The sequence below is a fragment of the Mesorhizobium sp. M0598 genome (assembly GCF_040320865.1).
Lineage (GTDB): Bacteria > Pseudomonadota > Alphaproteobacteria > Rhizobiales > Rhizobiaceae > Mesorhizobium.
This window is the reverse complement of the sequence record NZ_JAMYQL010000043.1, coordinates 1-16146: the sequence shown is the minus strand read 5'-3', so window position 1 is coordinate 16146 and position 16146 is coordinate 1. Positions and strand designations below refer to the sequence as shown.

Annotated in this window: 15 protein-coding genes and 3 pseudogenes; 11 read left to right on the top strand and 7 right to left on the bottom strand. The window is 62.1% G+C overall.

The genetic code is table 11. The annotated features are described in order from the left end of the window. Positions 1-30 precede the first annotated feature (30 nt). The 5 genes from NKI59_RS30975 to panB all read right to left on the bottom strand — a co-directional run bounded on the left by NKI59_RS30975 (position 31) and on the right by panB (position 3691). Complete coding sequence (locus tag NKI59_RS30975; RefSeq protein ID WP_352496584.1) at positions 31-405, bottom strand: transcriptional regulator domain-containing protein; 375 nt, start codon at positions 403-405, stop codon at positions 31-33. Positions 406-427: 22 nt separating this feature from the next. Continuing rightward, positions 428-1060, bottom strand: a complete 633-nt coding sequence (locus NKI59_RS30970) for an acyl-homoserine-lactone synthase (protein ID WP_352496585.1) — start codon at positions 1058-1060, stop codon at positions 428-430. A gap of 93 nt (positions 1061-1153) precedes the next feature. Beyond that, positions 1154-1879: a LuxR family transcriptional regulator gene (locus tag NKI59_RS30965; RefSeq protein ID WP_352708414.1), complete on the bottom strand. Its 726-nt coding sequence runs from the start codon at positions 1877-1879 to the stop codon at positions 1154-1156. A gap of 94 nt (positions 1880-1973) precedes the next feature. Next, the gene (panC, locus tag NKI59_RS30960) at positions 1974-2834 is read right to left on the bottom strand and encodes a pantoate--beta-alanine ligase (protein WP_352708413.1); all 861 of its coding nucleotides are present in this window, start codon (positions 2832-2834) and stop codon (positions 1974-1976) included. Beyond that, positions 2831-3691, bottom strand: a complete 861-nt coding sequence (panB, locus tag NKI59_RS30955; RefSeq protein WP_352708412.1) for a 3-methyl-2-oxobutanoate hydroxymethyltransferase — start codon at positions 3689-3691, stop codon at positions 2831-2833. The genes panC and panB overlap by 4 nt, the downstream gene beginning before the upstream one ends. Before the next feature lie 173 nt (positions 3692-3864). Between panB and NKI59_RS30950 the strand changes: the two genes are divergently transcribed. The 11 genes and pseudogenes from NKI59_RS30950 to NKI59_RS35215 form a co-directional block, all read left to right on the top strand. Continuing rightward, complete coding sequence (locus tag NKI59_RS30950; protein ID WP_352708438.1) at positions 3865-4833, top strand: NUDIX hydrolase; 969 nt, start codon at positions 3865-3867, stop codon at positions 4831-4833. 66 nt (positions 4834-4899) lie between these two features. Further along, the gene (gene nadA / locus NKI59_RS30945; RefSeq protein ID WP_352708411.1) at positions 4900-5874 is read left to right on the top strand and encodes a quinolinate synthase NadA; all 975 of its coding nucleotides are present in this window, start codon (positions 4900-4902) and stop codon (positions 5872-5874) included. Next, positions 5871-7415: an L-aspartate oxidase gene (locus tag NKI59_RS30940; protein ID WP_352708409.1), complete on the top strand. Its 1545-nt coding sequence runs from the start codon at positions 5871-5873 to the stop codon at positions 7413-7415. Before nadA ends, NKI59_RS30940 begins: the two co-directional genes overlap by 4 nt. Next, a complete protein-coding gene (gene nadC, locus NKI59_RS30935) occupies positions 7412-8266 on the top strand; it encodes a carboxylating nicotinate-nucleotide diphosphorylase (RefSeq protein ID WP_352708408.1) in 855 nt (284 codons plus the stop codon). The genes NKI59_RS30940 and nadC overlap by 4 nt, the downstream gene beginning before the upstream one ends. Before the next feature lie 95 nt (positions 8267-8361). After that, positions 8362-9360, top strand: coding sequence for a biotin synthase BioB (bioB, locus tag NKI59_RS30930; RefSeq protein WP_352708437.1), 999 nt, complete (start codon positions 8362-8364; stop codon positions 9358-9360). Continuing rightward, a complete protein-coding gene (locus tag NKI59_RS30925; protein ID WP_352708407.1) occupies positions 9357-10496 on the top strand; it encodes an 8-amino-7-oxononanoate synthase in 1140 nt (379 codons plus the stop codon). Before bioB ends, NKI59_RS30925 begins: the two co-directional genes overlap by 4 nt. An 11-nt stretch (positions 10497-10507) precedes the next feature. Continuing rightward, the gene (gene bioD, locus NKI59_RS30920; protein ID WP_023679599.1) at positions 10508-11143 is read left to right on the top strand and encodes a dethiobiotin synthase; all 636 of its coding nucleotides are present in this window, start codon (positions 10508-10510) and stop codon (positions 11141-11143) included. Further along, on the top strand, positions 11143-12408 hold the full coding sequence (locus NKI59_RS30915) for an adenosylmethionine--8-amino-7-oxononanoate transaminase (protein WP_352708406.1): 1266 nt from the start codon (positions 11143-11145) through the stop codon (positions 12406-12408). The genes bioD and NKI59_RS30915 overlap by 1 nt, the downstream gene beginning before the upstream one ends. Next, positions 12405-13388 (top strand): 3-oxopimeloyl-[acyl-carrier-protein] synthase BioZ, encoded by a 984-nt coding sequence (gene bioZ / locus NKI59_RS30910; RefSeq protein ID WP_352708405.1) that lies wholly within the window; start codon positions 12405-12407, stop codon positions 13386-13388. The genes NKI59_RS30915 and bioZ overlap by 4 nt, the downstream gene beginning before the upstream one ends. 60 nt (positions 13389-13448) lie before the next feature. Then, positions 13449-13757: pseudogene (locus NKI59_RS30905) on the top strand (aspartate 1-decarboxylase); the annotation flags it as partial. 29 nt (positions 13758-13786) lie between these two features. Next, positions 13787-13993 (top strand): annotated as a pseudogene (locus NKI59_RS35215) (NrtR DNA-binding winged helix domain-containing protein); the annotation flags it as partial. Positions 13994-14797: 804 nt separating this feature from the next. On the opposite strand, the pseudogene NKI59_RS30900 reads toward NKI59_RS35215, so the two are convergent. Then, positions 14798-15401 (bottom strand): annotated as a pseudogene (locus tag NKI59_RS30900) (S46 family peptidase). Positions 15402-15405: 4 nt separating this feature from the next. Continuing rightward, positions 15406-15750, bottom strand: coding sequence for a S46 family peptidase (locus NKI59_RS30895; protein ID WP_352708404.1), 345 nt, complete (start codon positions 15748-15750; stop codon positions 15406-15408). Positions 15751-16146: the final 396 nt, after the last annotated feature.

Here is a 16146-nt window from a genome sequence, read left to right as displayed (position 1 = left end):
CAGCATGAGAGCGAAGGGAGATCAAGCGGTTCAAAATCGTGGTCGAGCCCAACCGGCTCCGCGGCCGCTCGTAGAATACGGGCGCAGTCGCGCGGATCCCAAAAGACCCTTGCCGACGTAGCGTCCGACTGTGGCGCGTCCGCGAAAAAGGAGGCTCCATTGTCTTAGGAAAGATGATCCTGTCGTCAACTCGATTATCTTCATGTCGGCCTGGGCTCCGACAATGTAGGCGGACGGTGCCATTTTGGCGTGGTCGCGCTGAAATTGTGGATTGCGCCGAAGAAACTCCCAGGCCCAGGCAGTGCGTGGCAATCGTCTGGCGTAGTGGTAAGCTTCGTGACGACGCCAGTCCGGCCAGCATACAAGACCGACCGTCGCTTCCTTGGGCAGACCAGCATCCTTCACGGCTCAGGTGTCCACAATGGCGCTATGCCGACGGGCCTAGAACCGGTTGCCACAGTACCGGTCCGCTCAGACGTCCCCTGCTGCGGATGCGCAAAAGGCTCGCGCGGGAAATCTCGAGAAACCCGGCCACCGCCTCCGTTTTGCCGACGGACTTGGGTTGTCCGATGCGCGACAATGGCCACGTCGCGAGGCGAAGGATCCGTTCCATGCGCGTGTCCGTCACCGTTACTATCCGGGTCAGATCCTTGGCCAAGCCGAACTCGATCATGCCCGCGAAGAGCTCGTAGGTTGCCTGGGCCAGTCCGCCCGCTGCCTTGGGCGCCGACGGAGGGAGATCGAGCGCGAAACGACTGCTCTCCCATATGTCGGAGGTCGAAGGCACGACGTCAGCACCCAGCAGCACCGGGAACGTGTCGCGCAACATTGTGGGTCCGGTGCTGGGCAAAAGACGCACGCAACCGCGAATTCGCCAGTCGGATCCCTTGAGGAGCAGATAGACAGGCTTCAGACCATCAAACGGGTCTGTTTCCATCTGGTCTTCGGTATCAACTTCCCAATCGAGCCTTTCCTTGAACACCCGAAACCTGAGCCCGTGCATCTCTTTGAGCTCGCTTGCGAACTCGTCGTAAAGGTCTGGTGTTATCAGCTGCATCATGGTCGCCTCCGTGCGGGATGTGTTCCCGCCATCGAAGGGCAAAGCCGGCAGCGATGCAGCCTGTAGAGGTTTACAGCTATCGTGGCCGACGAATCAGGATCTCGCCTGGCCGGAGGCAGCCAGTCGTGCAACGGCCTGGTTGATCGTTCGAACGCCAAGCTTTGCCTTGGCGTTTTCCAGATGAAAGGTCACGGTGCGCTTTGAGACGCCGAGAAGCTGGCTGATAACCCAAGCCGACTTGCCGCGCGCCGCCCATTTCAGGCACTCGAACTCCCGCGGGGTGAGCGTTACACCATCCACCACGCGATCGTCGGCGAGCCTGCGCCGGACATGGATATGAAAGTTGATGGCCACCAGCTGCAATGCTTTTTCGTAACGTGTCAGTGACCGCAACAGAGGCGGACGGGACTCGTCGGAAGCAAAGGTCAGGGCAGCAAACCGGCCGCGATGATCATGCATGGACATCGTCAGGCCGCCGCGGATGCCAAACTCAGCCGCACTCTCCAGAATTTGTTGCTGCGAATTCGGCAGACAGTGCCGAGCGCGATCCACACCCCAATCGAAGGTATCCCAGCCTTGCAGCCCCCGCAGGATGACCGGATCAAGACTGTGGTACCGCTGTTGCAGATAACGTGATGTCCAGGATGACGGATAGTTTGAGATCAATTGCGGGGCGTCGCCGGAGGTCGACGGGTAAGTGAAATAGGCGAATAGCGGAAAATCGAAGCCGGCTGCAGCGGATGCCATTGCCTCACGGAGATCGGCAGCATCAACACTTGCAGACAGTTGCTCGACGAAGTTCTCAAACACGCGATGCATTTGCGCTTTGCGTAACCTCCGTGATCGCTCGATGCCAGGCAGAGACCTTGTTTTAAACGATCCCGGACGGATACAGCTCGTGCCGAGAACCCCGTTAACCTGTTGAAACCCGTGATATTCTGACGTTGTCTATGAGCCGTGTGCCGCCGAGCCAGGCCGCGACAAGCAAGCGTGCAGGTCGGCCAAGGCTTGTCATCGGTCGCAGATCTGCCTCGTCGCGAAGTTCCAGGTATTCGATCTCGCGATAGCCTGCAGCCAGAATTGCTGCGCGCGCTTCGGCAAGCGTTGGCAGGACGGGCGAGCCGCGGGCAAGCCACTCAGCCGTCTCGAGCAAGACCGATGATAGCTCGGGGGCAACAGCACGCTCTGCTGGCGAGAGCCGGACATTGCGCGATGATAGTGCAAGACCGTCGGCTTCGCGGACTGTCGGACAAGGAACAATGGTGATTGGAATATCCAGGTCCCGGGCCATACGCCTGACTAGCTGAAGCTGCTGAAAGTCCTTTTCGCCAAAGAAGCCGAAGTCAGCGCTGGTCTGCAGGAAGAGCTTGGCAACGACGGTCGCCACGCCATCGAAATGTCCCGGCCGGAAGGCACCGCACAGGCCCTCGCTGATACCGGACACCGAAACGGTCGTGGCGAAGGCCGCCGGATACATCTCCTCTGCGTCCGGCGCATAAAGCAGGTGCGCGCCAAGCGGTGCCAGCTTGGCGGCATCCTCGTCCTCGGTGCTCGGATACGCGGCGAGATCGGCCTGGCTGTTGAATTGCTTCGGGTTGACAAAGAGCGTCACGATCACCCGGTCGGCCTTCTCGAGTGCCGCGCGCACCAGGCTGAGATGGCCCTCATGCAGGACGCCCATCGTTGGCACCACGGCAATCCTCACGCCCTCGCGGCGCCATGCGGCGACAATTTGGCGAAGCTGGGCAACGCTCCTGACAATCGGCACGCTCACGCTGCTTCTCCGCTCTTGGTGGCGTCCGCGTCGGCGGGCTTGGGCGCATCGGCAAACACGTGCTCGGCGGCCGGAAACTGGCGCTCCTTCACTTCCCGGGCATAGGCCGCGATCGCAGCCGCAGCGGCCTCCCCCAGTTCAGCATAGCGCTTGACGAATTTGGGCCGGAAGTCGCCGAAGAGGCCCAGCATGTCGTCGACGACGAGAATCTGGCCGTCACAGGCTGCCGAGGCACCGATGCCAATGGTCGGGGTCGCCACCTCCCCGGTGATCCGGCGGGCGAGCGCCTCGGGAACCTTCTCCAGCACGACCGCAAAGGCGCCCGCTTCGCTCACCGCAAGCGCGTCGCGCCTGATGCGCTCGGCATCCCCGCCTCTGCCCTGCACGCGGTAGCCACCGATGGTGTTGATCGCCTGCGGCGTCAAGCCGACATGGGCCATGACCGGCACGCCGCGCGCGGCGAGGAAGCGGATCGTCTCTGCCATCGTTTCGCCGCCTTCGAGCTTGACGGCCCCGCAGCCGGTCTCGGCCATGACGCGCGCGGCATTGCGGAAAGCCTGCTCGGGGCTTTCCTCGAAGGAACCGAACGGCAGGTCGACGACCATCAGCGCCTGCTCGAGGCCACGGCGCACGGCCTGGCCGTGCGTGATCATCATCTCCAGCGTCACACCGAGCGTGGAGGGCAGGCCGTGGAGAACCATGCCGACGCTGTCGCCGACCAGCACCACATCGCAATGGGGATCGACAAGCCGGGCGACTGGCGTCGTGTAGGCGGTAAGGCAGACGAGCGGCGTCCCACCTTTGCGCGAACGAATATCCGGCGGTGTGATCGCCTTGGTGTCACCAAACGCACTCAATGGACCCTCCTTCCCCAACGTTACCAACCGCGGGTGTCGCGTTTGCCACATTTTTGTGCAAGTGCGAAGAGCTAAAAATGGCCGTGCAGCTGTGCGGTGTTGACGTGCGGACAGGCGCGCTTACACTTAAATCGATTCAGGCGCCCCCGAGCTGGCCAACCACTTTCCCGAACATGGACAATCAGGCAAAAGGACCCAGGAAAGACAGAGCCGCCGTCAAGGCCGACGAAGTCAAAGTGGACCTGATCGCCTTTGTCGTCGCCGTAAACGACAGTGAACCCTGTGTCCTCACCATCGGCCAGGCGGACACCCTGCCCTCCGGACCATTTGCGCTTGAGCACCGATCGCTGCAATCCGGTTTGAGGGGGTGGGTCGAGCAGCAGACCGGCCATCCGCTGGGGTATATTGAGCAACTCTACACCTTCGCGGATCGGGATCGCATCGGCGCCGAGCGCCAGCAGCGCGTCATCTCCATCAGCTATCTCGCATTGACCCGCAAGGAACAGGCAGCTAGCTCGCCCAAGTGCGGCTGGCAGAGCTGGTATGAATATTTTCCATGGGAGGACCACCGCTCCGGCACGCCTCCGGTCGTGCTGGACGTTCTGCGACCGCGCCTGATTGAATGGGCAGACGGCGTCAGCGACGCGGCCACGCGACGTGAACGCTGGCAGCGGGCGACGATAGCCTTCGGCTTCGACGACCGCCTTTGGAACGAGGAACTCACGCTTCAACGCTATGAGTTAGTCTACGAAGCAGGCCTGGTCCAAGAGGCCGGAAGCGGACGGGACGCGACGCTGCCTCCGCTGGTGCCCAGCAAGTCTATGGTCGCCGATCATCGCCGCATCGTGGCGACCGGCATTGCGCGGCTGCGCTCCAAGATTAAATACCGGCCGGTCGTCTTTGAGCTGATGCCGCCGGTCTTCACGCTTTTGCAGCTGCAGCGAACCGTGGAGGCGCTTGCCGGCAGGCTCGTTCGTAAGCCGAACTTTCGCCGGCTGATCGAGCAGCAGGAGCTGGTCGAAGAGACCGGAGAGGCAACCGCGGAGACCGGCGGCCGGCCAGCGAAGCTTTACCGGTTCCGCCACGCCGTTCTCGACGAGAGGGTCATCGCCGGGACAAAATTGCCGCTGGCGCGGGGTTGACATCGCTTATACTCACAGCAAGTATATGCTGGTTATTTTCAACTAGAGTATAAGCTGGAGGGGTCGATGAGCGCCATGCTGCCTGCGACCGCGTTTCTCTACGAGCGCGTCCGACGAGTGATCCCGCCGATCGAATGGCCGGCTTTCGTCGAGGATATCGAGGCGATCCTTGCACTGAAGCGCGAGCGCAACGCCATCATCCTGGCGCACAACTATCAGACCCCCGAGATCTTCCATTGCGTGGCCGACATCGTCGGCGACAGCTTGGCACTGGCCCGCACGGCTGCGACGATCGAGGCGCAAGTCATCGTGCTGGCCGGCGTACATTTCATGGCCGAAACGGCCAAGCTGCTCAATCCGCAAAAGACGGTGCTCATTCCCGACCTGCGGGCAGGCTGTTCGTTGGCGGAATCGATCACGGCAGAAGACGTGCGCTTGATGCGCCAGCGTTATCCCGGCGTGCCGATCGTCACTTATGTCAACACGTCGGCCGAAGTGAAAGCCGAGTCGGATATCTGCTGTACATCCGGCAACGCCAAGGCGGTCGTCCAATCCCTTGGCGTTCCCCAGGTGATCATGTTGCCGGACGAATATCTGGCCCAGAATATCGCCGCCCAGACCGATGTGCAGATCATCGCCTGGAAAGGGCATTGCGAGGTGCATGAGCGCTTTACACCGGCCGACATCCGCGAGTTGCGCGAAAGCCATCCCGGCGTGATCGTGCTCGCGCATCCCGAATGCCCTCCCGACGTCGTGGCTGAAGCAGATTTTTCCGGCTCGACCGCTGCCATGTCCGACTATGTCGAGAGGCAAAGGCCAGCACGTGTCGTGCTGATGACGGAATGTTCGATGAGCGACAACGTCGCGTTAGCGCACCCAGAGGTCGAGTTCATCCGGCCCTGCAATTTGTGCCCTCACATGAAGCGGATCACGCTTGCCAACATCCGCATGGCGCTCGAGCAGAACCACCATGTCGTAACCATCGAACCCGGGATCGCCGGGCGCGCGCGGCTTGCGGTCGAACGGATGCTGGCAATTTGAGCGCCGATGTCCGCAGCTTCTTCGGGCGGCCCATCATCATCGGCGGCGGCATCGCCGGATTGATGACCGCGCTTCAACTGGCGCCGGAGCCGGTGCTGCTTCTGTCCAGGACGCTGCTGGGAGCTGACAATTCGAGCACCTGGGCACAGGGTGGTCTGGCTGCAAGTTTCGGCGAAGACGACGATCCGGCACTGCACCTGGCCGATACGCTTGCCGCCGGGGATGGTCTCTGCGACACAGACGTGGCGAGCCGCATCCTCCAAGCCGCGCCCAAGGCGATAGAGGGGCTTGCGGGCTTTGGGGTTCCCTTCGACCGTACGCCGAAAGGATCACTGTGCCTCGGATTGGAGGCCGCACACAGCCGACGTCGCATCGTTCATGCGCATGGTGACGGCACCGGGCGTGAGATCATGCGTGCCCTGATCGCGGCTGTGCGTTCCACTCCGTCGATTGTTGTCGTGGAGGGGGTGGAAGCGCGCCGGCTGGCGGTGCGAGAGAATGCGATCCGAGGCGTCTGGGCGAGCGGTTCGATAGGACCTGTCTTCTTCGGCTCACGGCGGGTCGTCCTCGCCACCGGTGGGATCGGGGGACTGTTTCTCGACACCACCAATCCTTGGGGCAGTTACGGACAGGGCCTGGCGCTTGCGGCCCGCGCTGGAGCTGTCCTTGCCGACCTCGAGTTCATCCAGTTCCACCCGACCGCGCTTGACGGCCCGGAACGCCCTATGGTGCTGGTCAGCGAGGCCGTCCGCGGCGAAGGTGCTGCCCTGATCGACGAAACCGGCCAGGCTTTTCTCCAGAGCGTGCCAGGGGCGGAACTTGCGCCTCGTGATGTCTTGGCGCGCGCCGTCTGGAACCATCTTGCCAACGGCCACCGTGTTTTTCTCGACGCGCGGCAACGGCCTGGCCCGGAATTTGCTCGACACTTCCCGACAATCGCATCAGCCTGTCGTGGAGCCGGCATCAATCCCGCGCGCGATCTCATCCCCATTCGTCCGGCCCAACACTACCACATGGGTGGCGTTGCCGTGGACGGCTCCGGTAGGACCTCCGTCAAGGGGCTGTGGGCCTGCGGCGAAGTCGCTTCGACAGGACTGCATGGCGCCAACAGGCTCGCCAGCAATTCCTTGACCGAGGCCGTCGTGTGCGCGCGCTGGGTCGCTGAAAGTGTCGCCGGAACGCCTGCTCGCAGAACAAAGCCTGCGTTTGCGGACGTTTACCCATCGCCGGCGCCGACACCCGTGCGTGTTTTCCTGTCGCGCGCACTCGGCATCGTCCGGGATGGTGAAGGTTTGAAAGCAGCCGCACGTGCCTTATTGCCGCTCGCCGAAAGCAAGGACGCGGCCTCGGATGCGGCGGCTGTCGGGCTAATGATCGCGGTTGCCGCCTTGTTGCGCCAAGAAAGCCGCGGCGCTCATTACCGGACAGATTTTCCTCATCATGCGACTGTCGCCCGACGGTCCGAAATCACCCTCGAAGCCGCCTTGGCCGCTGCGCGGGAACTCGGAAACTCGCCAAGCCTCGAAGGGGCAAAGTTATGACGCTCTCACCGCTTCCCACGGTCATGCTTGAGCCGCTTGTAAGGGCAGCTCTTCTTGAAGACCTTGGCAGAGCCGGCGACTTGACCACGGAGGCCATCGTCCCGAAGGAACACCAAGCGGGAACCGTGCTGGCGGCGCGCCAGTCCGGAGTTGTCGCCGGCCTCGATCTGGCGATGCTCGCTTTCCGCTTGATTGATCCTGATGTCGAAATTTCGGTGGAGCGGGCAGACGGCTGCAATGTCATGGATGGAGAGGTCATTGCATCAGTGGTTGGCCCTGCCCGGGCCATTCTCACAGCCGAACGGACCGCACTCAATTTTTTGTGCCATCTGAGCGGCATCGCTACAGCAACGGCATCGATCGTCGCTGCGGTTCGTGGATATGGCGCGAAGATCGTCTGCACGCGCAAGACGACGCCCGGATTGCGGGCAGTCGAAAAATATGCCGTGCGCGCAGGTGGCGGATCCAATCACCGCTTCGGCCTCGACGACGCAATTCTGATCAAGGACAACCACATCGCCATCGCAGGCGGCGTTCGCCCGGCGCTCGAGCGAGCACGAAGACGGGCCGGTCATCTCGTCAAGATCGAAGTCGAGGTCGATACGCTGGCCCAGTTGGAGGAGGTACTTGGCTTCGGTCCCGATGCGGTTCTGCTCGACAACATGTCCCTCGCCGATCTTCGCCGCGCCGTCGCAATCGTTGGCGGCCGTGCTATCACCGAGGCTTCTGGCGGGATCGCATCCGATACAGCGCGAGCGATTGCCGCGACCGGCGTTGATCTGATTTCGGTCGGCCGACTGACCCACAGCGCGCCGATCTTGGATATCGGCCTCGACTATTGGGGCTCATGATTGCCTGAGGAACGGACAGGATCGAATCAACTGTCCTTTCCGATCGTCATCAATCAGACAGCAAAGCAAGGCAGAACCGGAGGAACAGCATGGACATGCAAACAGCCAGTCCAACGCAGACATCGCCACAGGCTCAATCCCCTGACCCTGGAGCGTGGACCCTGGAGAAGGCTCGGGCACTTCACGATGCCCCCTTCAACAATCTCCTCTTCCTCGCGCAAACCGTGCACCGCCAGAATTTCGATCCCAACAAGGTCCAGCTCAGCCGGCTGCTCAGCATCAAGACGGGCGGATGCCCGGAGGATTGCGGCTATTGCAGCCAGTCGGCGCATCACGAGACCGGCCTGAAGGCGTCGAAGCTGATGGAGGTCCGGCGCGTCGTCGCCGAGGCGAAGGAAGCGCGTGACGCCGGCGCAACCCGCTATTGCATGGGCGCGGCCTGGCGAAACCCCAAGGCGCGCGACATGGATGCGGTGGTGGCGATGGTCGAAGGCGTCAAGGCGCTGGGCATGGAGACCTGCATGACGCTCGGCATGCTCGATCGTGAGCAAGCCGCTCGACTGAAGCAGGCTGGTCTCGACTTTTACAACCACAACATCGACACGTCGGAACGCTACTATAGCGAGATCATCAGCACGCGGAGCTTTGCCGAGCGGCTCGAGACGCTCGAGCACGTTCGCCAATCCGGCATCAAGGTCTGCTGCGGCGGCATTGTCGGCATGGGCGAGAAGCCGGTGGACCGGATCGGCATGCTGGTGACGCTGGCCAACCTGCCGGAACATCCGCAAAGCGTTCCGATCAACATGCTGATCCCGATCCCCGGCACCCCGCTTGCCGACGCCAAGCCGATCGAGCCGATCGAATTCGTGCGCGTGATCGCGCTGGCGCGCATCATGATGCCGAAATCGCATATCCGTCTTTCCGCCGGCCGTATAGCCATGACCGACGAGATGCAGGCGCTGTGCTTTTTTGCCGGCGCCAACTCGATCTTCGTCGGCGACACGCTGCTGACGGCGGACAATCCCGGCGAGGACAAAGATACCCTGCTGTTCCGGCGCCTCGGCATCGAGCCGATGGAACTCGAGGCGCAATGAACGGGGCACCGCTTGCCCGCTATGAGGCGACCTTGCAGGGACTGGCGCGCAAGGACCGGCTGCGGACGCTGAAGCCGCGCGCCGGGCGCGACTTCTCGTCGAACGACTATCTCGGGCTTGCCGCCTCCAAAAGACTTGGCGAAGCGGTTGCGGCGGCGATTGCGCGTGGCACGCCGGTTGGCGCCACCGGGTCGCGGCTGTTGCGCGGCAATGCGCCGGAACACGAGCAGCTCGAGGCAGACGCGGCGGCATTCTTTGGAGCCGACCGCGCGCTGTTCTTCGGCAGCGGCTACATCGCCAATTTCGCTCTGCTGACGGCGCTGCCGCAGAAGGGCGACCTTTTGGTCCTCGATGAGCTCGCCCATGCCAGCATGCATGAGGGTGCGCAGGCCGGGCGCGCACAGTTCGTGCTGGCCGCGCACAACGACGCCAACGCTGTCGAGGATGCGATCACGCGTTGGCGCGCCGAAGGCGGCATGGGATGCGTCTGGATTGCGGTGGAAAGCCTATACAGCATGGATGGCGACTGCGCGCCTTTGGAGAGCCTGGCCGCGCTTGCCGATCGGCACAACGCATTCATCGTCATTGACGAGGCGCACGCGACCGGCGTCTGGGGACCGGACGGCCGGGGGCTGGCCGCCGCTTTCGAGGGCCGCGACAACATCGTCGCGCTCCACACCTGCGGCAAGGCGCTCGGCGCATCTGGTGGGCTCGTGACCGGGCCGAGGACACTGTGCCAGTATCTGATCAACCGTTGCCGGCCATTCATCTACGCCACCGCGCCATCGCCGCTGATGGCGGTCGCGGCGCGCGAAGCGCTCGCAATGCTCGCCGACGAGCCTATGCGGCGTTTTCAGCTGCATGAACGCGTCGCCCTCGCAGGCCGCCAATTGGTCGATCGCTGCGGCGTGACACCAAGTGGCTCTCAGATCCAGCCCTTGGTGATCGGCGATGTCAGGCGCACCATGGCAGTGGCGGCGCGCCTGCAGGCCCGCGGCTTCGACATACGCGGCATTCGTCCGCCGACCGTGCCCGAGGGCACGTCGCGCCTGCGCATCTCACTGACGCTCAATATCGGCGAAGCCGACATTTCCGCCATGGTCGAGGCGCTCGTCGAGGTGTTGGCTCAGACATGACCGGAGGCGACATGACCAAGCGCATCGTCATCACCGGAACAGACACCGGAATTGGCAAGACGGTGTTTTCGGCCGGGCTTGCCGGCCTGCTTGACGGTTTCTACTGGAAGCCGGTGCAATCGGGCCTCGACGGCGAGACCGACAGCGAGGCGGTTGCACGGCTTGCCGGGCTGCCGTCGGGGCGCGTGCTGCCGGAAGCCTACCGCTTGAAGAGCCCGCTTTCGCCGCATCGTTCGGCCGAAATCGACGACGTTTCGATCGAGGCTGCCGATCTTTCGTTTCCGGTCCTGCCGACACCGCTCGTCATCGAAGGCGCCGGTGGGCTGATGGTGCCGCTGAACCGCCGGACAAGGTTCATCGACATATTCGAGCAATGGCAGTTGCCGGTCATTCTGTGCGCCCGCACCGCGCTCGGAACAATCAATCACACCCTGCTGTCGATCGAGGCCCTGCGGGCGCGCGCTATCCCGCTGGCTGGCATCGCCTTCATCGGCGATGAGATGACCGATACGCAACGGACGATCGTGGAATTCGGCGACGTGCCACAACTCGGCAGGCTGCCGCACCTCGATCCGCTGACGGACAAAACGCTGAGACAAGCGATGATTGCCGGCTTCGACCTCGCTTTGATTGCCGGAGGCGAATGATGTCGCAATCCCGTGTGTGGCATCCCTTCACCCAGCACGCGCTCGAGCCAGCGATCCCTGAAATCGTCCTGACTGAAGGCGCCTATCTCCACAAAGCCAATGGCGCGCGCATTCTGGACGCCATTTCCTCCTGGTGGGTCGTCACGCATGGCCACCGCCATCCCCGCATTATAAAGGCGATCGAGACGACCGCCTCGAGCCTCGACCAGATCATCTTCGCAGGTTTCACGCACGAGCCTGCCGAATGCTTGGCTAAGGCGCTTGTCGGCCTCGCTCCCGCCGGACTCGACTGGGTGTTCTATTCCGACAGCGGCTCGACCAGCGTCGAAGTCGCGCTGAAGATGGCGCTCGGCTATTTCCGCAACATCGGCGCGCCCCGCTCGCGCATCGTCGTCATGGAGCACAGCTATCACGGCGACACGATCGGCACGATGAGCGTCGGTGCGCGTGGCGTGTTCAACGCCGCCTACGAACCCTTGCTGTTCGAGGTCGACACCATTCCCTTCCCGGCCGCCGGCCGCGAGCAGGAAACGCTGGATAGATTCGAGGCAGTCTCCCGCGACCGGCGCGCCGCCGCGCTGATCGTCGAACCGCTCGTGCTTGGCGCCGGCGGCATGCTGATGTATCCGGCCTCGGTTCTGACCGGATTGAAGAAGATTGCCGAAGCCTCCGGCACGCTCCTGATCGCCGACGAGGTGATGACCGGCTGGGGCCGCACCGGGAGCATGTTCGCCTGCGAGCAGGCATCGATTTCTCCAGATATCCTGTGCACCTCCAAAGGCTTGACCGGCGGCGTGATCCCGCTGGCGGCCACGCTTGCAACCGATGCGATCTTCCAGGCTCATTATTCAGCGGATCGCAAGAAGACGTTTTTCCACTCGAGTTCCTACACGGCCAATCCGATTGCCTGCGCGGCAGCACTCGCCAATGTCGAGATCTGGCGTGACGAGCCGGTGGCCGAGCGGATCGCCACCCTGAGCGCGAGGCAGGCCGCCGGCCTTCGGCGCTTTCGCGACAATGCCAACTTCACCGACAGCCGCGCGATCGGCACGATCCTGGCTCTCGACCTGCGCGCCGGCTCTGCCGGCTATCTGGCCGAGATCGGACCTAAGCTGCGGGCCTTTTTCCTCGAGCTCGGCCTGCTTGTGCGCCCGCTCGGCAATGTCCTTTATCTCATGCCGCCCTATTGCATCACCGGCGACGAGCTCGATCGGCTCCATGACGCGATCGAGGAGGCCGGCGAACGCTTCGGTTCGAGCCCATGAGCAGGTTGTCGCGCCTTCTCGGGTTTGGCCATCATGCGCCTGGCCGAAAGGTGGCGAATGCCGAAATTGAGAACAATCTCGGCCTCGAACCGGGCTGGATCGAGCGGCGTACTGGAATCCGGTCGCGCTTCTGGGCAACGGACGAAGACACGCTGTCTGGTCTTGCTGCGCAGGCCGGCGCCATGGCGCTGGCCAGCGCCGGCATTGCGCGCCACGACATCGGTCTGCTGCTGCTTGCCACCTCGACGCCCGATCACCTCCTGCCGCCAAGCGCACCGCTGGTCGCACATCGGCTGGGACTGGGTCGCGCCGGCGCTGTCGATCTGACCGGCGCCTGCGCCGGCTTCATCTATGCGCTGATGTTTGCGGACGGATTTACCCGCCTGCACGGCAAAGCGAGCCTTGTTATCGCCGCCAATATCCTCAGCCGCCGCATCAATCCCTCTGAGCGCGCCAGCGCCGTGCTGTTTGCCGATGCCGCCGGCGCCGTCGTGATCGGTCCGTGCGAGGATACTGGTCGGGGGATTCTCGGTGCCTCCGTGGATTCGGACGGCTCGCGATACGGCCTGATCCAGATTCCCGCAGGAGGAAGCAACATCCCGTTCCACGGTGACCTCGACCTCGCGCAAACCCGAATGACGATGACCGACGGCCGCGAAGTGTTCGCAAAGGCCGTCGAGATGATGACCGATTGCTCGATAAGCGCGCTAGCCGCTGCCGGAGTGCGACCACAGGATGTCGACCGGTTCGTGCCGCATCAGGCCAATGCTCGCATTTTCGATGCTGTCGGGAGTAACCTCGGCATAGCGGATCAAGCAATTGTCAAGACGATTGCCGAATACGGCAACTCTTCGGCCGCGACGATCCCGCTCTCACTGTCGCTCGCCAATCAAGCGGAGCCGTTTCGGCCGGGCAAGAAAATACTCCTGGCGGCGGCAGGTGCGGGACTCAGCGGCGGGGCGCTCGTCGTCGGGATTTAGCCCAGCGAAGCTGCTCAACATCAGGACTGACTTTGTGAGATGAATAGGACAACGGGACCAATGCGAAAAATAGTCGCCGGCAAGCTGCACGGCATCCACGTCACCGAAGCAAACCTCAACTACCACGGTTCGATAACGCTCGACCCTGACCACTGCGAAGAAGCCGGGATCCTGCCAATGGATTCGTGGAGACATGGAGCAAGACTTCCGGCGCGCGAATCTCGACCTATGTCATCCTCGGCGAGCGCGGCTCTCGATGCTGCATCCTCAACGGCGCGGCCGCCCGGACCTGCCAGCCCACTCCATCCATCTGGACGAAGCGCGCATTCCTCTCTGAAGCCGCGGATCGTTACGTTCGTCATCAACAATGTCGTTGGCTTCTCGCCGATGGCAATGCGCTGACGCGGACGGCGTTGACGACTACATCGGCAGGGGCGCTTCAGCAGAACTTTCGCCGGTTGATGGAGCAGCAGGAACTGGTGGAGGAGACCGGCGAAAGTGCTTTTGACACCGGCGGTCGGCCGGCGAAGCTTTATCGCTTCCGCCACCATGTCCTCGACGAAACGGCGGTCGCCCGGACAAAATTGCCGCTGGCGCGGGCTTGACATCCTTTATACTCAACGTAGAAATATACCCTTATAATCAATTCGATTATAACGAGAAATTCATTCGCACCGTCCGAACCCACGGTCTCGCTCGGGAAGCCCGTATGAGTGGATCGAAGTGATCTTGGAAATGAAACGCCCGAGGACGGGCTTTCAACCTTTGTCGTGAAGGAGGTGCCGCGCGAGTGGGCCAATGCCTTGCGGCAACGGTGAAGGATGTATACCGCCAGTGAACGCATGCGTCAAAGTCGCTATCGAATGTACAGTTCGTCTAAATGTGCGATACGTTCGATTTGTGCAAGTAACACTTGGAGACGTGTCGCATAAAAGAAACGTTTAATTACGTAAAGCAGGCACGCTCAACTTTAAACTTGCACAAATGAGCGTAGGGCGCCCTGTTCCAGGGCGCCTTTTTTAAGGATTATCATTAGACTCTCTCCCGGGGGAACTGTGGGTGAAGAAACAACGCATCGTCCTGCTGGCAGCTGTTTTGGCGTCTGCCTTTGGCTTTTTTTTGCTGATCCTGATCCTGCAGATGGTCAGTTTTTTGGTTGACTAGGCACGCGCAAGCGGGATGGGTCGCGCAGAGACACGCGGAAGTTTTTTTCGCCAGCGAAACCCCGACGACCTGATGGGGAGTCGCGCCAGCAGGGTGGGAGCGACGTCCAGTGCCACCGACCATGCGAGATGCCGATTGTTGGCGCGTCTGTCAGTTCGCGCGGCCATATTCATTCTGGTGCCGATCTGTTGCCTTTTCTGCTTCTCCCATGCGTTTTAGGCCGAGCCAATTTGTGAAGCGGGCGGTCAATGGATCTGCGCCTCGCGATTGCCTGCCGTTGCCTGATTGATCTGGGCGGGATAATCCGAGAGCGAACGCTGCAACCGCGGTTCGAATTGCGCGAAGTTGAACCGGACTTCATCCGCGGTCAGGAACTGGTGGGTTGCGCCGGGAAAGCGGGCGACCATCACAAGGTCGCCTTCCTTGACGCCTTCACAGGCTATGGGTAGCCAACTCTTCGGCCGGTAAGGCACATTGTCGCGCGCATATGGCCGGGAGGAACGATCAGGAGCGACATAGGCGCGATAAAAGCCGAAGTGGCCCGTGTGGCGCAGCCACATCCAGTTGTCCGTTTGGCCGCCGAAGTTGCCGATGCCGAGCGCGGGCGCATAGACGAGGCGCACGTCCTCAATTTCGAGCTTCTGGAGGAGATAGTAGGAGACGCCGCCATACGTCGCAACGGCGATTGGGCTGTCCTTCACATGCGGCGATCAGGGCCTTTTTGTTCGTGGCGAGCCGCTCATAGCGGGCAAACCCGTTCAGCTTGTCCGAGACGCTCTTGAGCATTTCGGCGGTCACATCCCGCATGTCCTCGATCACATAGATGCGGCTGCCTGGCGCCGCGGGCAATTCTTCACCCAGGGCTCTTCGCCAGAAAGCCGTCTGTGAGATAGTCCTGGCCCTCCTTGCTGTGGTATTGGATGGATTCTAACACGCAATGATGATTGGTTGCGACCAGCCCTTGTGGACTGACGAACGAGGCGGAGCATCCGCCCAGTGATACGATCGCGTTGAGCGGGTCAGCGTCTAGACGGCCCAACTGGGCGGGATCGATCTGGAGCCCATCCGCGCGCATGGCCGCGCACACTTCCGCAGTCTGGCCCGGCATCCACATACCTTCGTCCGCCGATGTAGCCGTGACCGTCCAGAGCAAGGCGATGGCAGTTGCTTTGGCCAAACATTTCAAATTCGAGTTCATGCTGACTGTCGCTCTCGTCTTGCCTCCTGTTCTCCGCAGATTGGATTGGTGACTATCGGGATGGCCGGAGTCCTGGCGCCCGCGCGGCGGCCACACCGTAAAGACCGAGTGGACGGTGAACGCAGGAATCCTGATGGCGCTCACCTCTCATTATATCGGTCGCGCGCAACCTTTGCGGATCATTCGCTGCACCAATCGTGCCAAATGAATAAAGCCTTCAGTTGCAAATGGTGAGCCGCCCCATCCATGTCCGATCTCCGACGTCGTTCACGTAAAAGGCTCGGTGCTTCCAAGCTCGTTTGCTCTTCGCCCGTCCCTCTTCCGTCTTGACTAGCAGGAGCCTACGGCCTATCTCACTGCCGCGTTAGCACTCGCTTCTGGTGAGTGCTAAACACG